The organism is Mycobacterium sp. 852002-30065_SCH5024008 (assembly GCF_001665645.1).
GTDB classification, from domain to species: Bacteria; Actinomycetota; Actinomycetes; order Mycobacteriales; family Mycobacteriaceae; genus Mycobacterium; species Mycobacterium paraffinicum.
In genome coordinates, this window is sequence record NZ_LZSZ01000121.1 from 1 (window position 1) to 17,423 (window position 17,423).

General features: G+C 61.9%; 14 protein-coding genes. 4 read left to right on the forward strand and 10 right to left on the reverse strand.

From position 1 onward, the window contains the following. Positions 1–26: 26 nt before the first annotated feature. Complete coding sequence (locus A5781_RS15735) at positions 27–731, forward strand: mycofactocin-coupled SDR family oxidoreductase (RefSeq protein ID WP_082939369.1); 705 nt, start codon at positions 27–29, stop codon at positions 729–731. 72 nt (positions 732–803) lie between these two features. Here the strand turns inward: A5781_RS15735 and A5781_RS15740 are convergent, their stop codons facing one another. From A5781_RS15740 to A5781_RS15775, 8 genes are all read right to left on the reverse strand, one after another. Further along, entirely contained in the window at positions 804–1,613 is an 810-nt protein-coding gene (locus A5781_RS15740; RefSeq protein WP_067207852.1) for an SDR family NAD(P)-dependent oxidoreductase, read from the reverse strand. Positions 1,614–1,695: 82 nt separating this feature from the next. Next, on the reverse strand, positions 1,696–3,549 hold the full coding sequence (locus A5781_RS15745) for an NAD(P)/FAD-dependent oxidoreductase (RefSeq protein WP_067207856.1): 1,854 nt from the start codon (positions 3,547–3,549) through the stop codon (positions 1,696–1,698). Further along, positions 3,546–4,796 carry a cytochrome P450 gene (locus A5781_RS15750; RefSeq protein WP_156624699.1) on the reverse strand — a complete coding sequence of 417 codons (1,251 nt, stop codon included), beginning with the start codon at positions 4,794–4,796 and terminating at the stop codon, positions 3,546–3,548. The genes A5781_RS15745 and A5781_RS15750 overlap by 4 nt, the downstream gene beginning before the upstream one ends. 90 nt (positions 4,797–4,886) lie before the next feature. Then, positions 4,887–6,512, reverse strand: coding sequence for an AMP-binding protein (locus A5781_RS15755; protein ID WP_067207862.1), 1,626 nt, complete (start codon positions 6,510–6,512; stop codon positions 4,887–4,889). Further along, on the reverse strand, positions 6,509–6,877 hold the full coding sequence (locus tag A5781_RS15760; RefSeq protein ID WP_067207865.1) for a nuclear transport factor 2 family protein: 369 nt from the start codon (positions 6,875–6,877) through the stop codon (positions 6,509–6,511). Before A5781_RS15760 ends, A5781_RS15755 begins: the two co-directional genes overlap by 4 nt. Before the next feature lie 42 nt (positions 6,878–6,919). Then, complete coding sequence (locus tag A5781_RS15765; RefSeq protein WP_156624701.1) at positions 6,920–7,774, reverse strand: enoyl-CoA hydratase/isomerase family protein; 855 nt, start codon at positions 7,772–7,774, stop codon at positions 6,920–6,922. Between the two features lie 26 nt (positions 7,775–7,800). Next, positions 7,801–8,973, reverse strand: a complete 1,173-nt coding sequence (locus A5781_RS15770) for an acyl-CoA dehydrogenase family protein (RefSeq protein ID WP_067207951.1) — start codon at positions 8,971–8,973, stop codon at positions 7,801–7,803. Beyond that, complete coding sequence (locus A5781_RS15775) at positions 8,957–9,955, reverse strand: acyl-CoA dehydrogenase family protein (protein ID WP_067207872.1); 999 nt, start codon at positions 9,953–9,955, stop codon at positions 8,957–8,959. Before A5781_RS15775 ends, A5781_RS15770 begins: the two co-directional genes overlap by 17 nt. A gap of 312 nt (positions 9,956–10,267) precedes the next feature. On the opposite strand from A5781_RS15775, the gene A5781_RS15780 reads away from it, so the two are divergent. Beyond that, on the forward strand, positions 10,268–11,428 hold the full coding sequence (locus tag A5781_RS15780) for a MaoC family dehydratase N-terminal domain-containing protein (protein WP_231990727.1): 1,161 nt from the start codon (positions 10,268–10,270) through the stop codon (positions 11,426–11,428). A gap of 16 nt (positions 11,429–11,444) precedes the next feature. Then, complete coding sequence (locus tag A5781_RS15785) at positions 11,445–13,160, forward strand: class I adenylate-forming enzyme family protein (protein ID WP_067207877.1); 1,716 nt, start codon at positions 11,445–11,447, stop codon at positions 13,158–13,160. A gap of 65 nt (positions 13,161–13,225) precedes the next feature. Here A5781_RS15785 and A5781_RS15790 read toward each other — a convergent pair whose 3' ends face one another. Continuing rightward, the gene (locus tag A5781_RS15790) at positions 13,226–13,906 is read right to left on the reverse strand and encodes a TetR/AcrR family transcriptional regulator (RefSeq protein WP_231990728.1); all 681 of its coding nucleotides are present in this window, start codon (positions 13,904–13,906) and stop codon (positions 13,226–13,228) included. Between the two features lie 367 nt (positions 13,907–14,273). Here A5781_RS15790 and A5781_RS15795 point away from each other — a divergent pair, with 367 nt between their 5' ends. Next, on the forward strand, positions 14,274–15,281 hold the full coding sequence (locus A5781_RS15795) for an oxidoreductase (protein WP_067207883.1): 1,008 nt from the start codon (positions 14,274–14,276) through the stop codon (positions 15,279–15,281). Between the two features lie 262 nt (positions 15,282–15,543). Here the strand turns inward: A5781_RS15795 and A5781_RS15800 are convergent, their stop codons facing one another. Next, the gene (locus A5781_RS15800) at positions 15,544–17,163 is read right to left on the reverse strand and encodes an MFS transporter (protein ID WP_067207886.1); all 1,620 of its coding nucleotides are present in this window, start codon (positions 17,161–17,163) and stop codon (positions 15,544–15,546) included. Positions 17,164–17,423 lie beyond the last annotated feature (260 nt).

Consider the following 17,423-nt stretch of genomic DNA (forward strand, 5'->3'; position numbering starts at 1 on the left):
GATGTGTATAAGAGGGAGCCGACCTCATCCTCGTGGACATCTGCCGGTCGCTGCCGCAGCTGGACTATGAGTTGGCGACCGAAGACGAACTCGCAGAAACGGTGGCTCTGGTGGCCGAGTACGGCGGTCGCTGTGTCAGCCGGGTCGTCGACGTCCGCGACGAGGCTGCATTGCAGCGAGCCGTCGACGACGGTGTCGACGAACTAGGCGGCCTCGAGGGTGCGGTGGCCAATGCCGGTGTCCTCACCGTTGCTTCGTGGGACAAGACGACAGCACAGCAGTGGCGCACCGTGGTGGACGTGAATCTCATCGGCACATGGAATACCTGCGCTGCCGCGATTCCGCACCTGATAGCTCGTGGCGGCGGCAGTCTCGTGAACATCAGCTCGGCCGGTGCGCTGAAAGGTTATCCGCTGCAGCTTCCCTATACGGCCGCCAAACAGGGTGTGGTCGGTCTGACTCAAGCACTGGCCAACGAGCTCGCCGCGCAGAGCATCAGGGTCAACTCCGTTCATCCCACCGGTGTCCCGACCGGCATGATTCCCACTGCGTTGGGTGATCTACTCGGGGGCGAGCGCGCGGATCTGGTTCCGAGCTTCATCAACGCTATGCCGACTCCGTGCATCGACACCGTCGACGTCAGCAACGCGGTGCTTTTCCTCATCTCCGATGAGTCGCGTTTCGTCACCGGCTTGCAGTTCAAGGTCGATGCGGGAGTCACGATCAAGTGACGGCGCAGCGGCCGGCCGGCTGTCGCTGATCAGACGCCGGCTACTCGGTTGCCGTGCCTCGTGCAAGGCCGGTCAACGCAGCCAATCACATTCGGTCAGCTCAGCCGAGAGCTCCCACAGCCGTCGCGCGGTGCGCGGATCCCTGGTCTTTTTGCGCGACCTGGTGACCCGTGGTTTGCCGAACTGCAGAAGCGTGGGTGCGAGATAGGTGCCTGGCGCGAGATCCTGCGTCGCGGCGATGACGCTGGACCGCGCTGCGGTATGTGCGCTCTGCGGAAAGTCCTTCAGCCACCACTGATTCGACGACCATCGCAGAAATCCCCGGTCGTAACGGACGATGTCGGTGTCGGCACCCCCGGGGTCGACGGCAACGGCGGGCATTCCGCGTCGTCCCATCTCGCTGGTGAACAGCATCACCGCGAGCTTAGACTCGCCGTACGCTGACCACTTCGAATAACGCCGGGTTTGCCAGTTCAGGTCCTCGAGGTGCAATCGGCTGAACATGTGACTCAGGCTGGTCACCGAGACCACCCGGGTGGTGATCCGGTTGCTGAGAAGACATGTCAGCGCGTAGTGCCCCAGGTAGTTGATGCCCATGTGCATCTCGAAGCCGTCGGCCGTTCGGCGCAGCGGCAGACCGAGGACTCCAGCGTTGTTCACCAAAACATCGACCTCGTCAACAGATTCGGCGAATTTGCGCACACTCGTCAGATCCCCGAGGTCGAGTCGAGCCACCGCAACGTCGCCGCCGATAGCGGCTGCTACCCGCTCAGACTTCTCCATGTCGCGGGCAGCGATCACGATCTGGTGCCCTTGAGCGGCAAGCGCGGTCGCTGTCTCTTTTCCCAACCCACTGTTGCCGCCGGTAACGATTATCCGCACAATCCGGGGATCCTCATGCGATCAATCGACCTTATTGTGGCGTGGTCTGCGCCACGTCACCGTGATGAGGCGAGCCCTGCGCTCACGGTGTCGAGATCGTGACACCTGAGAGGTCCCCGGCGTCGCGCCAATCCTGGAGAAGTTTCTCGAACGCGTAATAGCCCAGGCCATACAACTCACCGGTATAGGAGCGTGGCCGTAGTTCACCCGTCCCATCGGCGATCTCCTGACCGTCATTGTTGAAATAGCCCGGTGTGCATTCGCGGATGAAGTCGGTGGTGTCGACAGAGACACTGCGGACATGGTCCACGTATGCGTCCTGGGCTTCCGACGTGACCTCGACCGTCGCGGCATTGCGCTGCGACGCCTGCTCGATGATCCAGGCGATGTGGCGGGCCTCATTGTTGAACGTCTCCGTCGTCGAGGCATTGAAACCGCCCTGGAAGAAGCCCATGTAGAACGAGTTCGGGAATCCGTGGGTCATCACACCGTGCAGCGTCCGAAACTCGTGCGCCCAGTTGTCGTAAAGCGACCGGCCGCCGCGCCCGGAGATCTTGTCGATTCCCCACCTCCGCTGTAGGTCGCTCGTCACTTCGAATCCGCTGGCGAAGATCATGCAGTCGATCTCGTATTCGGTGTTCTCGTGAATGAAGCCGCGCCTGGTTATCCGCTCGACACCTTGTGTGGGTGCCACGTCGAGAAGCGTGACGTTAGACCTGTTGAAGGTGGGGTAGTAATCGTCGCTTGACGCCGGCCGCTTGCACATGTGGCGGTACCACGGCTTCAGGATCGCCGCTGTCTTAGGATCTTTCACCGTTGAGTCGACGCGAGTCCGCAGTCGCTCCATCACGCGATAGTCCATGACTTCACGTACCGCGAGAAACTCCTCCGGTGATTGCGGCCATCCGGTCTGCTCGAACTGCGCTGAGAGATTGCGGTTGATCTCCGTCCATATGTCGCAGATCCGGTCTGGCTCACCAGGCAACAACCCGTCGAGCGCAGCCCGGTGGAAATTCATTTGGCGTTCCCGTTGCCAGCCGGGTTGTAAGCCGGCTATCCAGTCCGGATCAGTCGGGGTGTTGTGACGCTCGTCGACAGTTGAAGCGGTGCGCTGGAGGACGAACAGCTGTTCTGCGTATCGCCCCAGAAACGGAATCGCCTGGATTGCCGAGGCGCCGGTACCGACGATTGCCACCCGCTTGTCGCCCAGCTTGTCCAGAACGGGCTCTTCTTGACTGCCGCCGGTGTAGCCGTAATCCCAACGGGCAGTGTGAAACATCTCGCCCTCGAAGTCGTCGAGACCCGGCACGCGCGGCACCTTCGGCGTGTTGATCGGCCCCATGGCAATAATCACGAACCGGGCCCGTAGGTCGTCACCCCGATCGGTTCCGATGCGCCATCGGCAGATGGACTCATCCCAGCTCAACGCGTTGACGCAGGTGTGAAACAGCGCGCCTTGATAGAGACTGAACCGTTTGGCGACACTTTGGCAATACGTCCTGATTTCGAGGCCGTCTGCAAATTTTTTCGACGGAACGAAACCCATCTCCTCCAGCAGCGGCAAATAACAGTAGGAGTCGTTGTCGCAGGACAGGCCGGGATAGCGATTCCAGTACCAAACGCCGCCGAAATCACCAGCCTGTTCGATGATCCGACAGTCTTCGACGCCCGCCTTGCGCAGATGGTAGCCGGCCAAGACACCGGCCCAACCACCGCCGAGGATTGCCACATCCATCTCGTCGTTGAGCGCCGGGCGTGACACCCGCGGCAGGTGTGGATCGCTGTAGTCGAGTCCGGCGCTCGTTTCCGATGCCGGGGCATACTGGGCCTGCCCTTCGGGCCGGAGCCGGCGGTCGCGCTCCCACCGGTACCGCTGGCGGAGGGTGGGGATGTCCACATCTTCTGGGTCGGGCAGAGTTGTCGGTTCACACGTCATCGGCGTGGCTCCTCTGTCGGTCGGACGATGAACACCAAGGGGAGGCTTTCCATCGCCAGCAGCGCGGCGTTGGGAAGGTATCTGATGTCCTCGACCGGCACGGCCAGGCGTAGGTCGGGGAGTCTGCGCGCAGTCTGTCGCGCCGCGACCAGCAGCTGCATTCGTGCCAATGCGATTCCCAGACACAAATGAGTGCCGGCCCCGAAGGTCATGCTCTTCCTGAGGTTGATGCGGCTGGTGTCGAATTGGCGCGGGCATTGGAAGACGGATTCATCGTCGTTGGCCGAGGCGAACAAGATGAGCAGATGTGCGCCCTGGGGTAACTCGATGCCACCGAGGTGCACTGGGGCCGTTGTGACCCGCGACAGGGCACGTACCGGAGGTTCGAGCCGCAACAGCTCCTCGATGAGTTTGCTCATCTGCGCGTCGTCGTGGCCGGCCGCGTAGAACTGCTCGCCGATCTCCGGATTGGTCGCGACCTGGAAAAGGATGTTGGTAAAGGCTGTCGACATCGAGTCGTGGGTGTTGATCAGCAACGCGCGCGCAGTGGCGACCAGCTCTTCAAAACTCAACGGTTCCTCGTCAGAAGCGGGTGCCGTGATGATGTCGGAGAGCATGTCATCTTCCGGCGCGTCGATGCGCCGGCGAACCAGATCGATGAGATAGCGCTGCATCTCGGCAAGGTCATGCGCCGCGGCGATCATGTCTTCTCGAGTGTTCTGCAGACTGAATTGGGACAAATAGGCACTGCCCCAACGCTTGATGGTGGCCATGTCGAGGTCATCGACCTGCAGTTGCTGCTGGCTGAAAGCGATCGCCATAGGCAGCGCGAGATCGTGCAACCCGTCGACGCGTCCACGGTCGACGAAGCCGTCGATCAAGCCATTGACGAGAGCCTCGAATTGCGGTTGAAGGGAATTCATCCGCTTCCTGCTGAACGCCTGTGACAACAGCCGGCGCACCCGGGTGTGCTTGGGCGGATCAATGTTGGCGACGTCGGGAAAGAACCCACCGCCCTCGCGCTCTAATACTTCTTTGATCGCGTCGAGGTGGCCGCTCGCCATGTGCTTGTAGTAGCCGAGCTCCTGGGAGAACACCACAGGGTCGCGAAGTACCGTCATCAGGTCTTCGTGACGCGACACCAGATACATGCCTAGGTCTTCTTCGAAGTGGACCGGGTCGCTGTTGCGCAGCGCGCGATAGTAGTCGAACGGCTTCTCCTGCACGGCAGGGTCGATGAAGGACACCTTCTCCAGAAGGTCCGAATATTCGCCGCCGGCGGGGCAATTCGCTGCGCTTTCGGAATGTTCAGTCGTCACGGGTATGCCTTCTTTCGATCACTTGTTGGCAGTCGCGGTCGCCGACATGCGAGCCGTCTGGTTCTGGCTGTCCCAGGTGTGCGGGCCGATTCCGCGTTGCCGCAGATCGGCCTTGATCACGCGCAACGTTGCTTGGGTCTTGGGCAATTCGTCGATGAACTCGATGTAGCGAGGCACCATGAAACGCGTCATCCGGCTCGCGAGGTCCGCTGCCAGCTCTGGCGCGGTGATCGACGAGCCCGGACGGCGCACCGCGAACAGAAGAACCTCGTCTTCCATCGAGTCCGCCGGGACCGCGACCGCGGCGCACTCGACGATCTCCGGGTTCTGCAGCACGTCTGCTTCGACTTCGAACGATGAGATGTTCTCTCCTCGGCGCCGGATCACGTCCTTGAGCCGATCAACGAACGTGTACTCGCCGTCGGCGTTACGGACGAGCGCATCGCCGGTGTGGAACCAGCCGTTGCGCCACGCCGCCGCGGTTGCGCTGTCGTTGTTCAGGTATCCGGCGTTCATCACCCATGGCTCTCGCGCCCTGATAGCGCATTCTCCAGGGGTGCCGTCCGGGACCTCGTAATCGTTGTCGTCCACCAGCCGGACTTCGAAGCCCGGGTATCCCTGCCGAAGCCGGCCCACGGTGTGTTCGTTGGCGGGGTTCCACCCCGAACGGATCGCCACGCCCCCTTCGGTGCTGTTGTACACGGTGCAGATGCGCACGCCGAATCTCTCACTGAACTGCCGATAACTGTTGCCCAGGGGAGCCATGAATAGGTTGGTCAACGTGGTGGCGCCGTCCGGGCTGTTGGGATCGCGCAGTAGCACGTCTGCCATCGAACCCACGAGCATGCCTGTGGTGATAGCGAATTCGGTTATGTCGCTCCAGAAACTGCTGAGCGCGAATCGTGGTCGCATGACGACCTGGCCGCCGACCATAGCCGCGTTGTAGGGGATGGATTTGGAGCCGAAGTGGGCGTGTGACGTGGTGCAGTAGAAGACGTCGTCTGACGTGAGGTCTTCGAGCGGGAAGGTCCCGGAATTGATCGAGTGGAGCTGACCCCAGGGCAGACGTACGGCCTTGGAGGGCCCGGTGGTTCCCGAGGTGTAGGTGATACAGGCGATGTCGTGGAACCGGGGCTCAATCATCACGCGCTTCGCCTCGGCGACGTCGGTGTCGATATCGGTCGGCCGGGTCGGGGCGGGCAGCTCGGCCGCCGGGATAGCTGTCTCGTCATCGTCGTCGATGACGAGAACCGTTGTAATCGTGTGTAATTCAGCAGCAACGGCGTCGAGTGCGCTGAGGTGTCGTGAGGCGACAACGAGCAGCGCTGGTGCGCAGTTGTTGATGGCGTAGGCGAGCATACGGCCACGAAATTCCGGGTTGGTGGCCGCGTCGACCGCGCCGATGCTCGCCAGCCCCAGCCACACGGCCACGGAGTCCAGGCCGGTGTCGAGGACGGTGACCACGACATCCCCGCGTTTGACGCCCAGTGCGAGGAAGCGCGCTGACCACAGGGTCATCGACTCTTGCAGTTCGGCCCACGTTGCTGCCTTGCCGTCGACCGTTCGGATGAAGTGCCGACGCGGATCGGTCACGGCCATCCTGTTGACGATGGCCGGCAACGTTTCCTGGGTCGGCAAGGTCACGCGTACTTCCAGAAAGCCCGCATCATCGAGATCTTGCCGGCGTCATTGAAGGTGAAGTGGTCGATCAGCGGACCCACGTGCTGCAGGGCGCCGTTGCGGGTGACAACACCCTGCAAGATGGCGATCGCCTCGTTGCCGCAGATGACGATGTCGCGCTCGAGCCACAATTTCATCGGAGACAGGTCAGAAACCATGCCCCAGAACGTGGTTCGCAGGCTCTCGATCCCGCTGTAGGTGTCGACCCCGACCGGGTCTTCGAGAACGCTGTCATCGGCCCACAACGCCAACCAGCCCTCTTTGTCGTGATTGCTCAGCGTTTCGCAGTGGCTATTGATCGCTGCGACAATCGCGTCAGCATCGGGCATAGGTGTTCCCTCTCTCGAGATTCATTCAGTGCCGGGACATGGTCAGACTTTGCTCACTTCGTCGCTCCAGCCCGAGTCACGCTCCTGCACAGCAGCTTTGACGCCCTCTTCATGGATGATACGGAGGTGGTGCTCTTTGGCGACGGCTGCTTCCGCGTCGGGCACGTAGGGGTCTCGGCCCACGTCGACCATCGCCGACAGCCCGGCCGCCTCGTAAAGGCGGTGGGTACCGCGCTTGTTGGCCACGAGGTCGCCGGTTTCCATTCGCGCGATCTGCTCGGCAAAGCGCATCGCGACGGCTTCTTCCTCTCCCAGCGGGACGACCCGGTTCACGTAGAACAGTTGGCGCGCGGTGTGCGCGTCCAGCCATCCCCCCGTCATCCACAACTGCTTCATCACCCGGATGGGGAAGTGGAACGGCATCAGTGCATAGGGGCCGTACGGAGCGCCGACCCCCACCCGAGACTCTTCCCAACTGAAGCGCGAGTTTTCGGCGGCGATGACTACGTCCGCGGCGAGCAGGAATGTGTTCGCGTGGGGCCCGACAAAGCCCTTGGTGGCCACGACGAGGCCCTTGGTGAACCGCCACGGAGGTAGCAATTCGCCGGTGTGTACCCAGTACTTGTCCTCGATCGTCGCGGGTTCCTGTCCGCCGACGGTTTCGCTGGCGACTTGTTGGATGTCGTGTCCCGACGAGAAATTGGGTCCCTCTGCGGACAACAACACGCATTTGACGGCGTCGATACGGTTACAGTCGGCGAGAACGCAGTAGAACTCCTTCTCCATTCCACTGTTGATGGCGTTCATCTTCGCAGGCCGGTTCAGACGTACCGTGACGATGCTCCCGTGCCGCCGTACAACCAGGAACTCCATTCCTGGCCAATCGGTTTCAGACACGGTCTTCCCCCCGTCCCGCAACGTGTTCAGCCACGGGGAAGACCGAGAACATGTTGCGCGATGATGTTGCGCTGAATTTCCGACGTTCCGCCCGCGATGGTGGCCGCGACACCCCGGGTGTAACGCTCGAAACCGCTAGCGAAATACTCGTCATTGTTCATGTGCTGGTAGCGGCCGGTTAGGGGATGAAGCAGACCTTCGATCCCGGATGTCGACAGCACAACATCGGCGGCGCGACACTCGGCTTCCGAGCCCAGAAGTTTGAGTAACGAGACGGACGATGTGTCGGTTTCGCCCCGCGCGGCCCGGGCCAAAGCGGCTGATCCCAATGCGCGCAGGGCGTGATAATCGATGATCATCGACGCGTACTGGTCCTGGCCGAGCGGTGACTGAGGTTGACAATCGGCGATCAGGTTGTCGAGTCGATCGGCGAACAGCAACCACATCATGGTCCGCTCGTGGCCGAGCGAACCATTAGCCACTCGCCAACCCTGATTCAGCGCGCCGACAAGGTTTTTCGCCGGAACACGGACGTCGGTGAAGAAAACTTCGTTGAAGTCGAGATTGTCCGCGCTGGCGATGTCGCCGAAGGGCCGGCAAACCACGCCCTCGCTGTCGGTCGGAATCACCAGCGCTGAAATGCCCTTGTGCTTGGGTGCATCGGGGTCGGTACGCACGAAGGTCAGCAGGAAGTCGGCATCATGGGCCCCCGACGTCCACACCTTCTGGCCGGTGACGATGAAATCGTCGCCGTCGCGGACAGCGCGCGTCCGCAGGGAGGCAAGGTCAGAGCCGGCGTTGGGCTCACTCATCCCCAGCGAGGCTGTCTTCTCACCCCGCAGCACCGGGACGGCCCACTGCTGTTTCTGTTCCGGCGTACCGAACGAGATCAAAGATGTCGCAACGATGTTGACGCCTTGCGGATTGAAACTGTGGAAAATTCTGCGCCGGCACAGTTCGTCGAGATGGACGAATTGCTGTAGGACGGTGGCGTTGCGTCCGCCGAATTCGGGTGGCTGGGCGGGCAGCAGCCAACCCTGATCGAACAACAGGTGCTGCCAGTCCTTGGCCCATTGCGGCATATGCGACACCGACCGAGGCCGCTCCCGTGTGAGGGCTTCCGATGGGGTGTGCTCGTCGAGAAACGCGGCGAATTCGGCCCGAAAGGCTTCGACGTCGTCGTCAAAAGTCAGCTGCACCATACTCCTTCGCGACGAATGTGCGGTGCTCTTCTGCGCTGCCGAGCAACAGCTCGCCTGCTCGCGCGCGCTTGATGGCGAACTGCAGATCGTTTTCCCAGGTCAAGCTCATCGCGCCAAAGCATTGCATTCCGTGGCGCACAACCTGCGACTGGGCTTCGCCCGCAGCGGCTTTCGCCATGCGGGCAAGCAGGCGGCGGCGGGGATCGTGGGCGGCAATGGTGAGCGCCGAGAAGTAGGCCAACGCGCGGGCTCGCTCGACCGCTACGTACATGTCGACGGCCTTATGCTGCAGCGCCTGGAAAGACCCGATCACAACCCCGAACTGCTTGCGCTGTTTCAGGTGGTCCAGGGTGAGGTCGAGGATGCGTTGGCAAGCTCCGACAGTCGTGATCGCCATGGCGGTTAGCGCGACTTGAAGCGCCCGTTCGCGGTCGCCAACGACACGGTCATCCTCAGCGACGCGCACGCCGTCGAACCATAGGTCGGCGACATGCAGGACGGGATCGAACGTCGCTAGCCGGCGAGCAACCACCTGGCTGGCGTCGACGATGAACACCCCAGATGCGGTGGTAATCGCGAGCCGATCTGCGCGATCACCGTCCAGGACGAACCGGGCCACACCGTCGAGGAGCCACCCGTCACGCGCGCGCCGTGTTGTGACTCCGCCCCAGACGGCCGTGCCGGAGCCCGCCGGGTCATACCGATCACCCACCAACGGAGCGAACTGCGTGAGCGACGCCAAGAAGGGCGTCGGATCGGTCACGCGACCCAATTCTTCTAAGACGAGGATGAGTTCGATCAGATTGTCCGGATCGCTCAGCTCAGTCCAACCCTGATCCCGGTACCACCGCCAGAGGTCATCCGCGTTCGCGCGTCCTTCCGCGATCTGTCGAACCAACGCCGGCGGACACTGTTTGTCTACCGCCTCCCGAACCGTATCGCGCCAAAAGCGCTGGTCGTTGTCGAGCTCAAGAAGCACGCACGCTCCGTCTCCGTTGCAGGTCTGCGCCGAGAATACTATTCTCTTTAAATGAAAGTCAATGTTGGCGGTGGTTGACAATCACTATAAGCAGATAGCAGCATTCAGCATTGGCGGAGCATGTCGACGGTGGTCACCCCGGCCATCGAGCATCGCCCACGTCGGCGATCGCACCGGGCCGGTCACGAAAGGTGCGCGAGCACTCGGCGCCCGACTAGGCGGCCCGGCCGGACAACGCGGCTATCACTGAGCAGGAGAAGCATGATGGCAAGGCAGCCGAGTTCGGCAGCAGACGAAGAGTCGCGTGTCGAGATGGACGTGTCCGACGTCGACCACCGGGTCGGAAAGCCCATCGGTGGTGGACAGTTATGGGATCCCTGCAGTTCGTCGGATATTCGCCGCTGGGTCATGGCGATGGACTATCCGAACCCGCTGCATTGGGACGAGCAGTTCGCTCGGGACTCGGCTTTCGGCGGCCTCGTCGCTCCGCAGTCCATTGCGGTCGCGCTCGATTACGGGCACGGCGCGGCACCTGCCTGTGTCGGTCACATCCCGAAGAGCCACTTGATCTTCGGCGGCGAGGAATGGTGGTTCTACGGCTGTCCGGTGCGCCCGGGCGACCAGCTTTTCCAGCAGCGGCGTTTTCACGACTACAAAGTGGTGGAGACGAAATTCGCTGGACCGACGATGTTTTCGCGAGGCGACACCGTTCACAGGAACCAGCATGGGGTCTTGGTGGCCCGCGAACGTTCCACCGCAATTCGCTACCTTTACGAAGAGGCGACCAAGCGTGGAATGTTCGAAAGCCAGCTCGGCGAGATCAAGCGGTGGACGCAGCTGGAACTCGAGGAGATCGACCGAGTGCGCCGGGATTGGCTGGAATCCAATCGGGCCGGCGTTTCCCCGCGCTTCGATGAGGTCAAGGTGGGCGATACGTTGCCGCGCCGGGTCATCGGGCCGCACAGCATCGCCACTTTCACCACCGAATATCGCGCGTTCGTGTTCAACACCTGGGGCTCGTTCTATTGGGTCACGCCCGAAGGTGTCGACGACCCATGGGTGTATCAGGATCCGGGCTTCGGGAAAGACTTCGCATTCGACGAGGAAGACGCGTTCATCGATCCGCGCAAGCGTGACGGCCTGTATGTCGGTCCGTCACGGGGCCACATCGACGCCGATCGCGCGAGCGAAGTGGGTATGGCCCGCGCCTACGGCTACGGTGCGACGATGGGCGCGTGGTGTACCGACTATCTCGCCTACTGGGCAGGCCACGACGGAATGGTGCGCCACAGCAAAGCCGATTTTCGCGGTCCTGCTTTCGAAGGCGACGTGACGTACTTCGAGGGTGAGGTCATCGACAAGCAGTCCGAGTCGGCGTGGGGTATGCCTCTTATCCAGGTGAAGGTGCACCTGAAAAACCAAAACGGCGAAGAACTCGTCAAGTGCACAGCCGAGATCGAATTGCCGTTCTGAGCGACTCCGGCATCCGATGACGACCAACATTGCACCGGCGCCGTCGATCTCAGCAGGTCCGCCGTTGAGCGAAGAGCCCGGGCTCGGGGCACTCACACTGCCCGGCTTCCTGCGCGAAGTCACATCGATGTACGGCGATCGCGAAGCCCTGGTATTCCACTCGGCGGACGGGGATACCCGTTGGACGTACGACGAGCTGTGGGAGCAGGCCGTGCAAGTGGCGGCCGCCCTGCGAGCCAGTGGTGTCGGCAAAGACACCCGGGTGGGTCTGCTGATGACCAACCGTCCCGAGTGGTTGGCGGCGTTCTTCGGCATCTCGATGGCCGGCGGCGTTGCTGTGGCGCTGAGCACCTTTTCCACACCGGCCGAGCTCGAGTATCTGCTCACCGCATCGAACGTTGCGCTGTTGCTCTTCGAACGGCAGGTGCTGAAGACGGATTTCCTCGCGGTGTTGTCCGATCTCGTGCCCGAACTGGGTGAAACAACCTCCGCGCCATTGCAATCCGAGAAATTTCCGTTCCTTCGCGGGCTCGTGCTGGTTGGCCAGCCAGGCCCCGGTGCCGATGACTGGGCAACCTTCTTGGCCCGCGGCGCTCGGCAGCCGCGTCAACTGGTCTTGGCAACGGCGGAGGCGGTGAACCCCAGCGATGCAGGAGCGTTGTTCTTCTCGTCGGGTTCGACGAGCAAGCCCAAGGGCATCCTCAATGCGCATCGCGGCATCACCATTCAGATGTGGCGTTTCCGACGAGTGTGCGGATTCGAGCCGAGCGACGACATTCGATGCTGGTCGGCCAACGGATTTTTTTGGTCGGGCAATTTCGTCATGTCGCTAGGCGCGACGCTGGCGGCGGGCGGGTGCCTGGTGCTGCAGCCTACTTTTGCTGCCGTCGAAGCGTTGGAATTGATGGCCTCGGAGCGGGTGAACTATCCGTTCGCGTGGCCGCACCAGTGGGCTCAGATCGAGGCCGCGCCCAACTGGCACTCCGTCGATCTCAGCAGCATGCGATTTGCCGACGTCAAGACCCCGATCGCCCGCCACCCCACGGTCACCCACGAGTGGTATCTGCCGGACCACGCCTACGGCAACACTGAAACGTTCACGATAACAACCATTTTCGACGTCAACGCATCGCCGGAGCAGCACATCGACAGTTGGGGCGTCGCCCTTCCGGGTGTGACGCTGAAGATCGTCGACCCGATGACCGGCCACGTTGTGCCACGCGGCACGAGCGGCGAAATCTGTGTCAAGGGGCCCACCCTCATGCTTGGCTATATCGGGACGCCGCTTGATGAGACGCTCGACTCCGAAGGTTTCTTTCACACGGGCGACGGGGGGCACCTTGATGAGGCCGGGCGGCTGTTCTGGACGGGCCGGCTCACCGAGATCATCAAGACCGGCGGCGCGAATGTCTCACCGCTGGAAGTCGATGAGATCCTGGCCCGGTATCCGGCCGTCAAGGTGGCCAAAACCGTTGGTGTCCCGCACGAGACGCTCGGCGAGGTCGTCGTGGCCTGCGTTGTGGCACATCACGACTCGAGTATTGAGGCCGAGAAGATACTGATGTTTCTCCGCAAGCACCTCGCAAGTTACAAGGTGCCGCGTCACGTACTGTTCTTCCACGATGACGACATCTCGCTGACCGGCAGTGACAAAGTCAGAGTCGGTGAGCTACGTCAACTGGCCGCCGCGAAACTGCAGTCGCAACAGCGATCAGCCCCCGTCGGAAGTTGACGCCTCACCCCGATGCACGCAAGGCTATGAGATGGCGGGCCGCTCGCCTTCGTCTGACTTCGCGGTCAAGGTGCGACCGCCTTTCGGCACCACGACCAGACGACGTCTTCCGTCAAGCCAGTTTCCCCGATACCGCCATGCAACGCGTTGTACTGCCCCAGGGAAGTCATCGTCGAGCCCAGCAACGACGTCAACTGCTTTACCGTGAGATCTTGCCGGATCAAGCCCGCCCGCGAACACGCGGTCAGGATTTGCGTCAGTAACTGACGGTGGGGTTCCCACACTTTGGCAAACGCCTCAGGGTTCTCCAACTCCAGACTCAGGTTGTATATCAGCACCAAACGGCCGCCCACCTCCTGCGACGCTCCCGGCCGCGAAAGAACGGCGCGGCACCACGCCTCGAGTTGGGCCATGGGTCCATCGGCAGCCTGCACCTGAACTCGTATCGCTTCGGTGAACTGCGCGGTCAGGTCTTCGTACAAGGCCAGCAAGAGTTCGTCCTTGCCGGCGAAATGTTGATAGAAGGTGCGAACACTGAGATTGGCTCGATCGGCGAGAGCCTGGAGTGTGAAGTTGGCTTGACCCGATTCCTGGACCAATTCCAACGCGGTCGCCATGAATTGCGTACTGCGTTTCACCGCCAACGCGCGAGCTTCGCCGAGCCGACGCTCGATAGCTCGTTCCTGCCAGCCCTTTGTGGCATCTTTGGCCGCAGGCGTCTCTGCGGGCGGTTCGCCTGAAGTCACGATTGTCTCCCTGTCCAACAAAACGCCATAGGGCCACCATATTGGCACCAGCTCCGCGGTTACGACGGGATGCTGCCGCGTCAGCCCGCCGCACACGGCCTGCTCGTCGGCGACGTGAGAATCATCCTCTCAATATCGGAAGCGTTACTATCCTATTTTAGGATTGCGAATGCGCAGGAACCAAGTATTGACGTTACTCAAAATGTTAAGCTCGCGATGCTCGTGATCGTGCGTCCCTGCCGCGCCCGCCGAAATCGGCGCCGGATGGGGCGCGTCGTTGCTCGGGCCGGCGAAGGGCGAGCTTGCGCCGGTGAACCGCCCAGAGCGAACGATTGTCCTCACCGATCACCGATAGGGAGACGTAGTGATGAGTCACAACAGCACCTTTCAGGCCCTCGTTGCACGGAAAAACGAAGACCACTTTGACACGGCGGTCGAAACACTCGACATGTCCGAGCTGCCGCCCGGCGAAGTTCTTGTGAAAGTGCATTATTCGAGCGTCAATTACAAGGACGCCTTGGCGCTAACGCCGAACGGCGGGGTGGTACGCAACTATCCGATCGTGCCCGGCATCGATCTCACCGGTGAGGTAGTGGAATCGGATTCAGACGACTTCTCCGTGGGTGAGCTGGTGCTGGCCCACGGTTATGAGATCGGTACGGGCAGGCATGGGGGCTACGCCGAATACGCGCGGATTCCCGCCGACTGGGTGGTCAAACTCGGGTCACTCAGTCCGCACGAGGGTGCTGCCATCGGCACCGCGGGATTCACCGCTGCCATGAGCGTGGCCGCCCTGCAGCGGTATGGGGTCAGGCCCGATGACGGGCCTGTGGTGGTGACAGGCGCGACCGGTGGCGTCGGATCGGTCAGCATCGACCTGCTGAGCGCAGCGGGCTACCACGTCGTGGCGTCAACCGGCAAGCCCGGTGCCGCTGACCGACTCAGAGCGCTGGGTGCAGCCGAAGTCATCGGACGGCTGCCTGAAGACCCTGATGCAAAGCCGCGGCCGTTGGGCAAGACCCGCTGGGCCGGAGCGGTCGATTGCGTCGGAGGCGCTACCCTCGCCGACGTTCTCAGCACCGTGCGGTACGGCGGCGCCGTTGCGGCCAGCGGGTTGACCGGAGGCGCGGGCCTTAAGACCACGGTCATGCCGTTCATCCTGCGCGGAGTGGCATTGCTGGGCATCGACTCCGTGCAATTGCCCATCGGCGCCCGCCGCGAATTGTGGGATCAGTTGGGAGGATCGAGCAAGCCGCGGTATCTGTCCGACGTCGTGCACGACGTCCCTGTCAAGGATGTGATCGAGGTGCTCGACCAGGTACGCGCCGGGAAGTTTTCGGGCCGCGCGGTAGTACATATCAAGGAAGGCTTCTAGTCGACGAAGGTCTCCCGAGCTGCGCGACCGTGTGGCACGTCCTCACGGCGGACACTGTGGCGGTCTGACGTCAAGCACTCGTCGCCCCATCCCCCCAGGACCGCAGTGACGAGGGAAGCTCATCCTCGCGGCCCATCCAAGACGGATCACCCCGCGCCATGGTCATCCATCCCACCTCGTTCACGGCTGCTACCAGAAGCGCGGCGAACTCGTCGCGTACGAGGGGATGTTGTGCAGTCGCAACAGCGCTAGGCGGCAACAGCTAGCGCTGTTGCTCCGAGATTGTTGGTACGTCCCGGCTTTCGCGCGCATCCCCAGTTGATGCGTCGGATGGGTTGTTGTCGGCCATGGGGTTCTGAGCTCGGTTGGTTGTGAAGCGCCGGACGATTCGCAATTGTCGCCCCTCGCGTCCGGGTCCCCAGATGGCAACGGCGGCAGCAGAAATCAATACGACCAAGCCCAGCATCAGTAGAGATGAGTGCATCGCGAGCATGAAGGCGTCTTTCGCGTGCCTGGACAAATCGCGTCCTTGCGGTCCCAGACGGTCGGCGATCGTCAGCGCTTGTGCAAGCGAACCGAGAGCCGGTTCCCTGATCGTCGGTGGCAGAATCGCGACGTTGGAGACGAGTGCGTGGCTGTATCCCGCAGCGAGGATTGATCCGGCGAGGGCAATGCCCAGCGCACCGCCAATCTCCCTCGTCGTGTCGTTGATTGCAGAGGCTACGCCTTGCTTACCTAACGGGACCGATCCTGTTATGGCGGTGGTTGAGGGCGCATTGCAAATGCCCATGCCGGTGCTGAGGACGAACATCGGCCATGCCAGGTCAAAGTACGTCGAGTCGACATTGAGCAGGCGCATGCATAAGAGTCCTGCTGCCAGTATCGCGAGTCCCGCTGCTACGGAAATACGTAACCCTAGGCGGGGTAGGTACCACTGGGTGAGCGCGGCACAGACGAGGAGCGGGATCGCCAGGGGGCATAGCGCCATAGCGGTTTGCAGTGGGCTGTAACCCATCACGAGTTGCATGTACTGCATGATCAAAAAGAAGAACCCGAAAATAGCGAAGAACAAGGTTGTCATGCTGATGGAGCCGGTCAGCATGTCAGGTCTTCTGAATACACGGATGTCAAGCAGTGGATGCTTGCGGCGCAGTTCGACTAAACCGAAGAAGACGGCGAGCAGGATTCCACCGGCGAGGCAGCCATACACACTGGGGTTGCTCCATCCGCGAAGGGGAGCCTCGATAACGCCGAAGACGAAGACTGCTACCGCTGAACCGATAAGCAGGGCGCCCAACCAGTCGACAGGGGTTGCCTCCGGATCCTTCGAAGACGGGATGGTGAGGGCGAAGGCGAACAGCAGAGCGGCTGCTCCGACGAATGCCCAGAAGATGATCTGCCACGGACCGAACTGCGTGAGTATCGCGGTCCCCATGAAGCCGACTATCGCACTCGACGCGCACACGCCGGCCCAGATGCCAATTGCCTTATTGCGCTCTTCCTCCGGATAAGCCGCAGTCAGCAACGAGAGGGTAGCGGGCAGTATGGCTGCCGCGCCTACTCCTGTGGCACCGCGCGCAATGATGAGGGATGTTGGGCTGCCGAAATAGAGGGGCGCCAGCGATGCGGAGGCGAAGATGACGAGTCCGATCAGGAGAACCGTGCGCCTCCCGTACCGATCCCCCAATGCGCCGGCAGGCAGCAGCAGGCAGGCCATCACCAGCGTGTAACCGTCGACTATCCACGTCAATTGCGACTGCGTCGCAAGGGTTTCCTTCGCGATAGCGCCCAACGCGGCGTTCAGCGCCACCATCGACGAAATGACCAGTAGTACGCCCATCGAACAGACCACGAGAAGCCAGATTCTGGCACGTCCCGACATCAGGTTTGTCTCGGTGCGCCCAGAGTCGGCGATTGTTTTCGACACTTCCTCGTCAACCTCGTTGATCGTCGCGTTCCGCGTTCTGCGTTCCGTCGATACTCGGCCCGGTACCCGTCGCCCTTCAGTCACGTCGGGACGCGGCTGAAACCATCACGCTGATGTCTTCGCCTTGAAGGAGTTTGAACTGTGAGGTCGAGATCGAAGTAGCCCCCCATCGGGTGATCCTGCCGTCATCGCCAATCACGACGATTTCGTAGCAG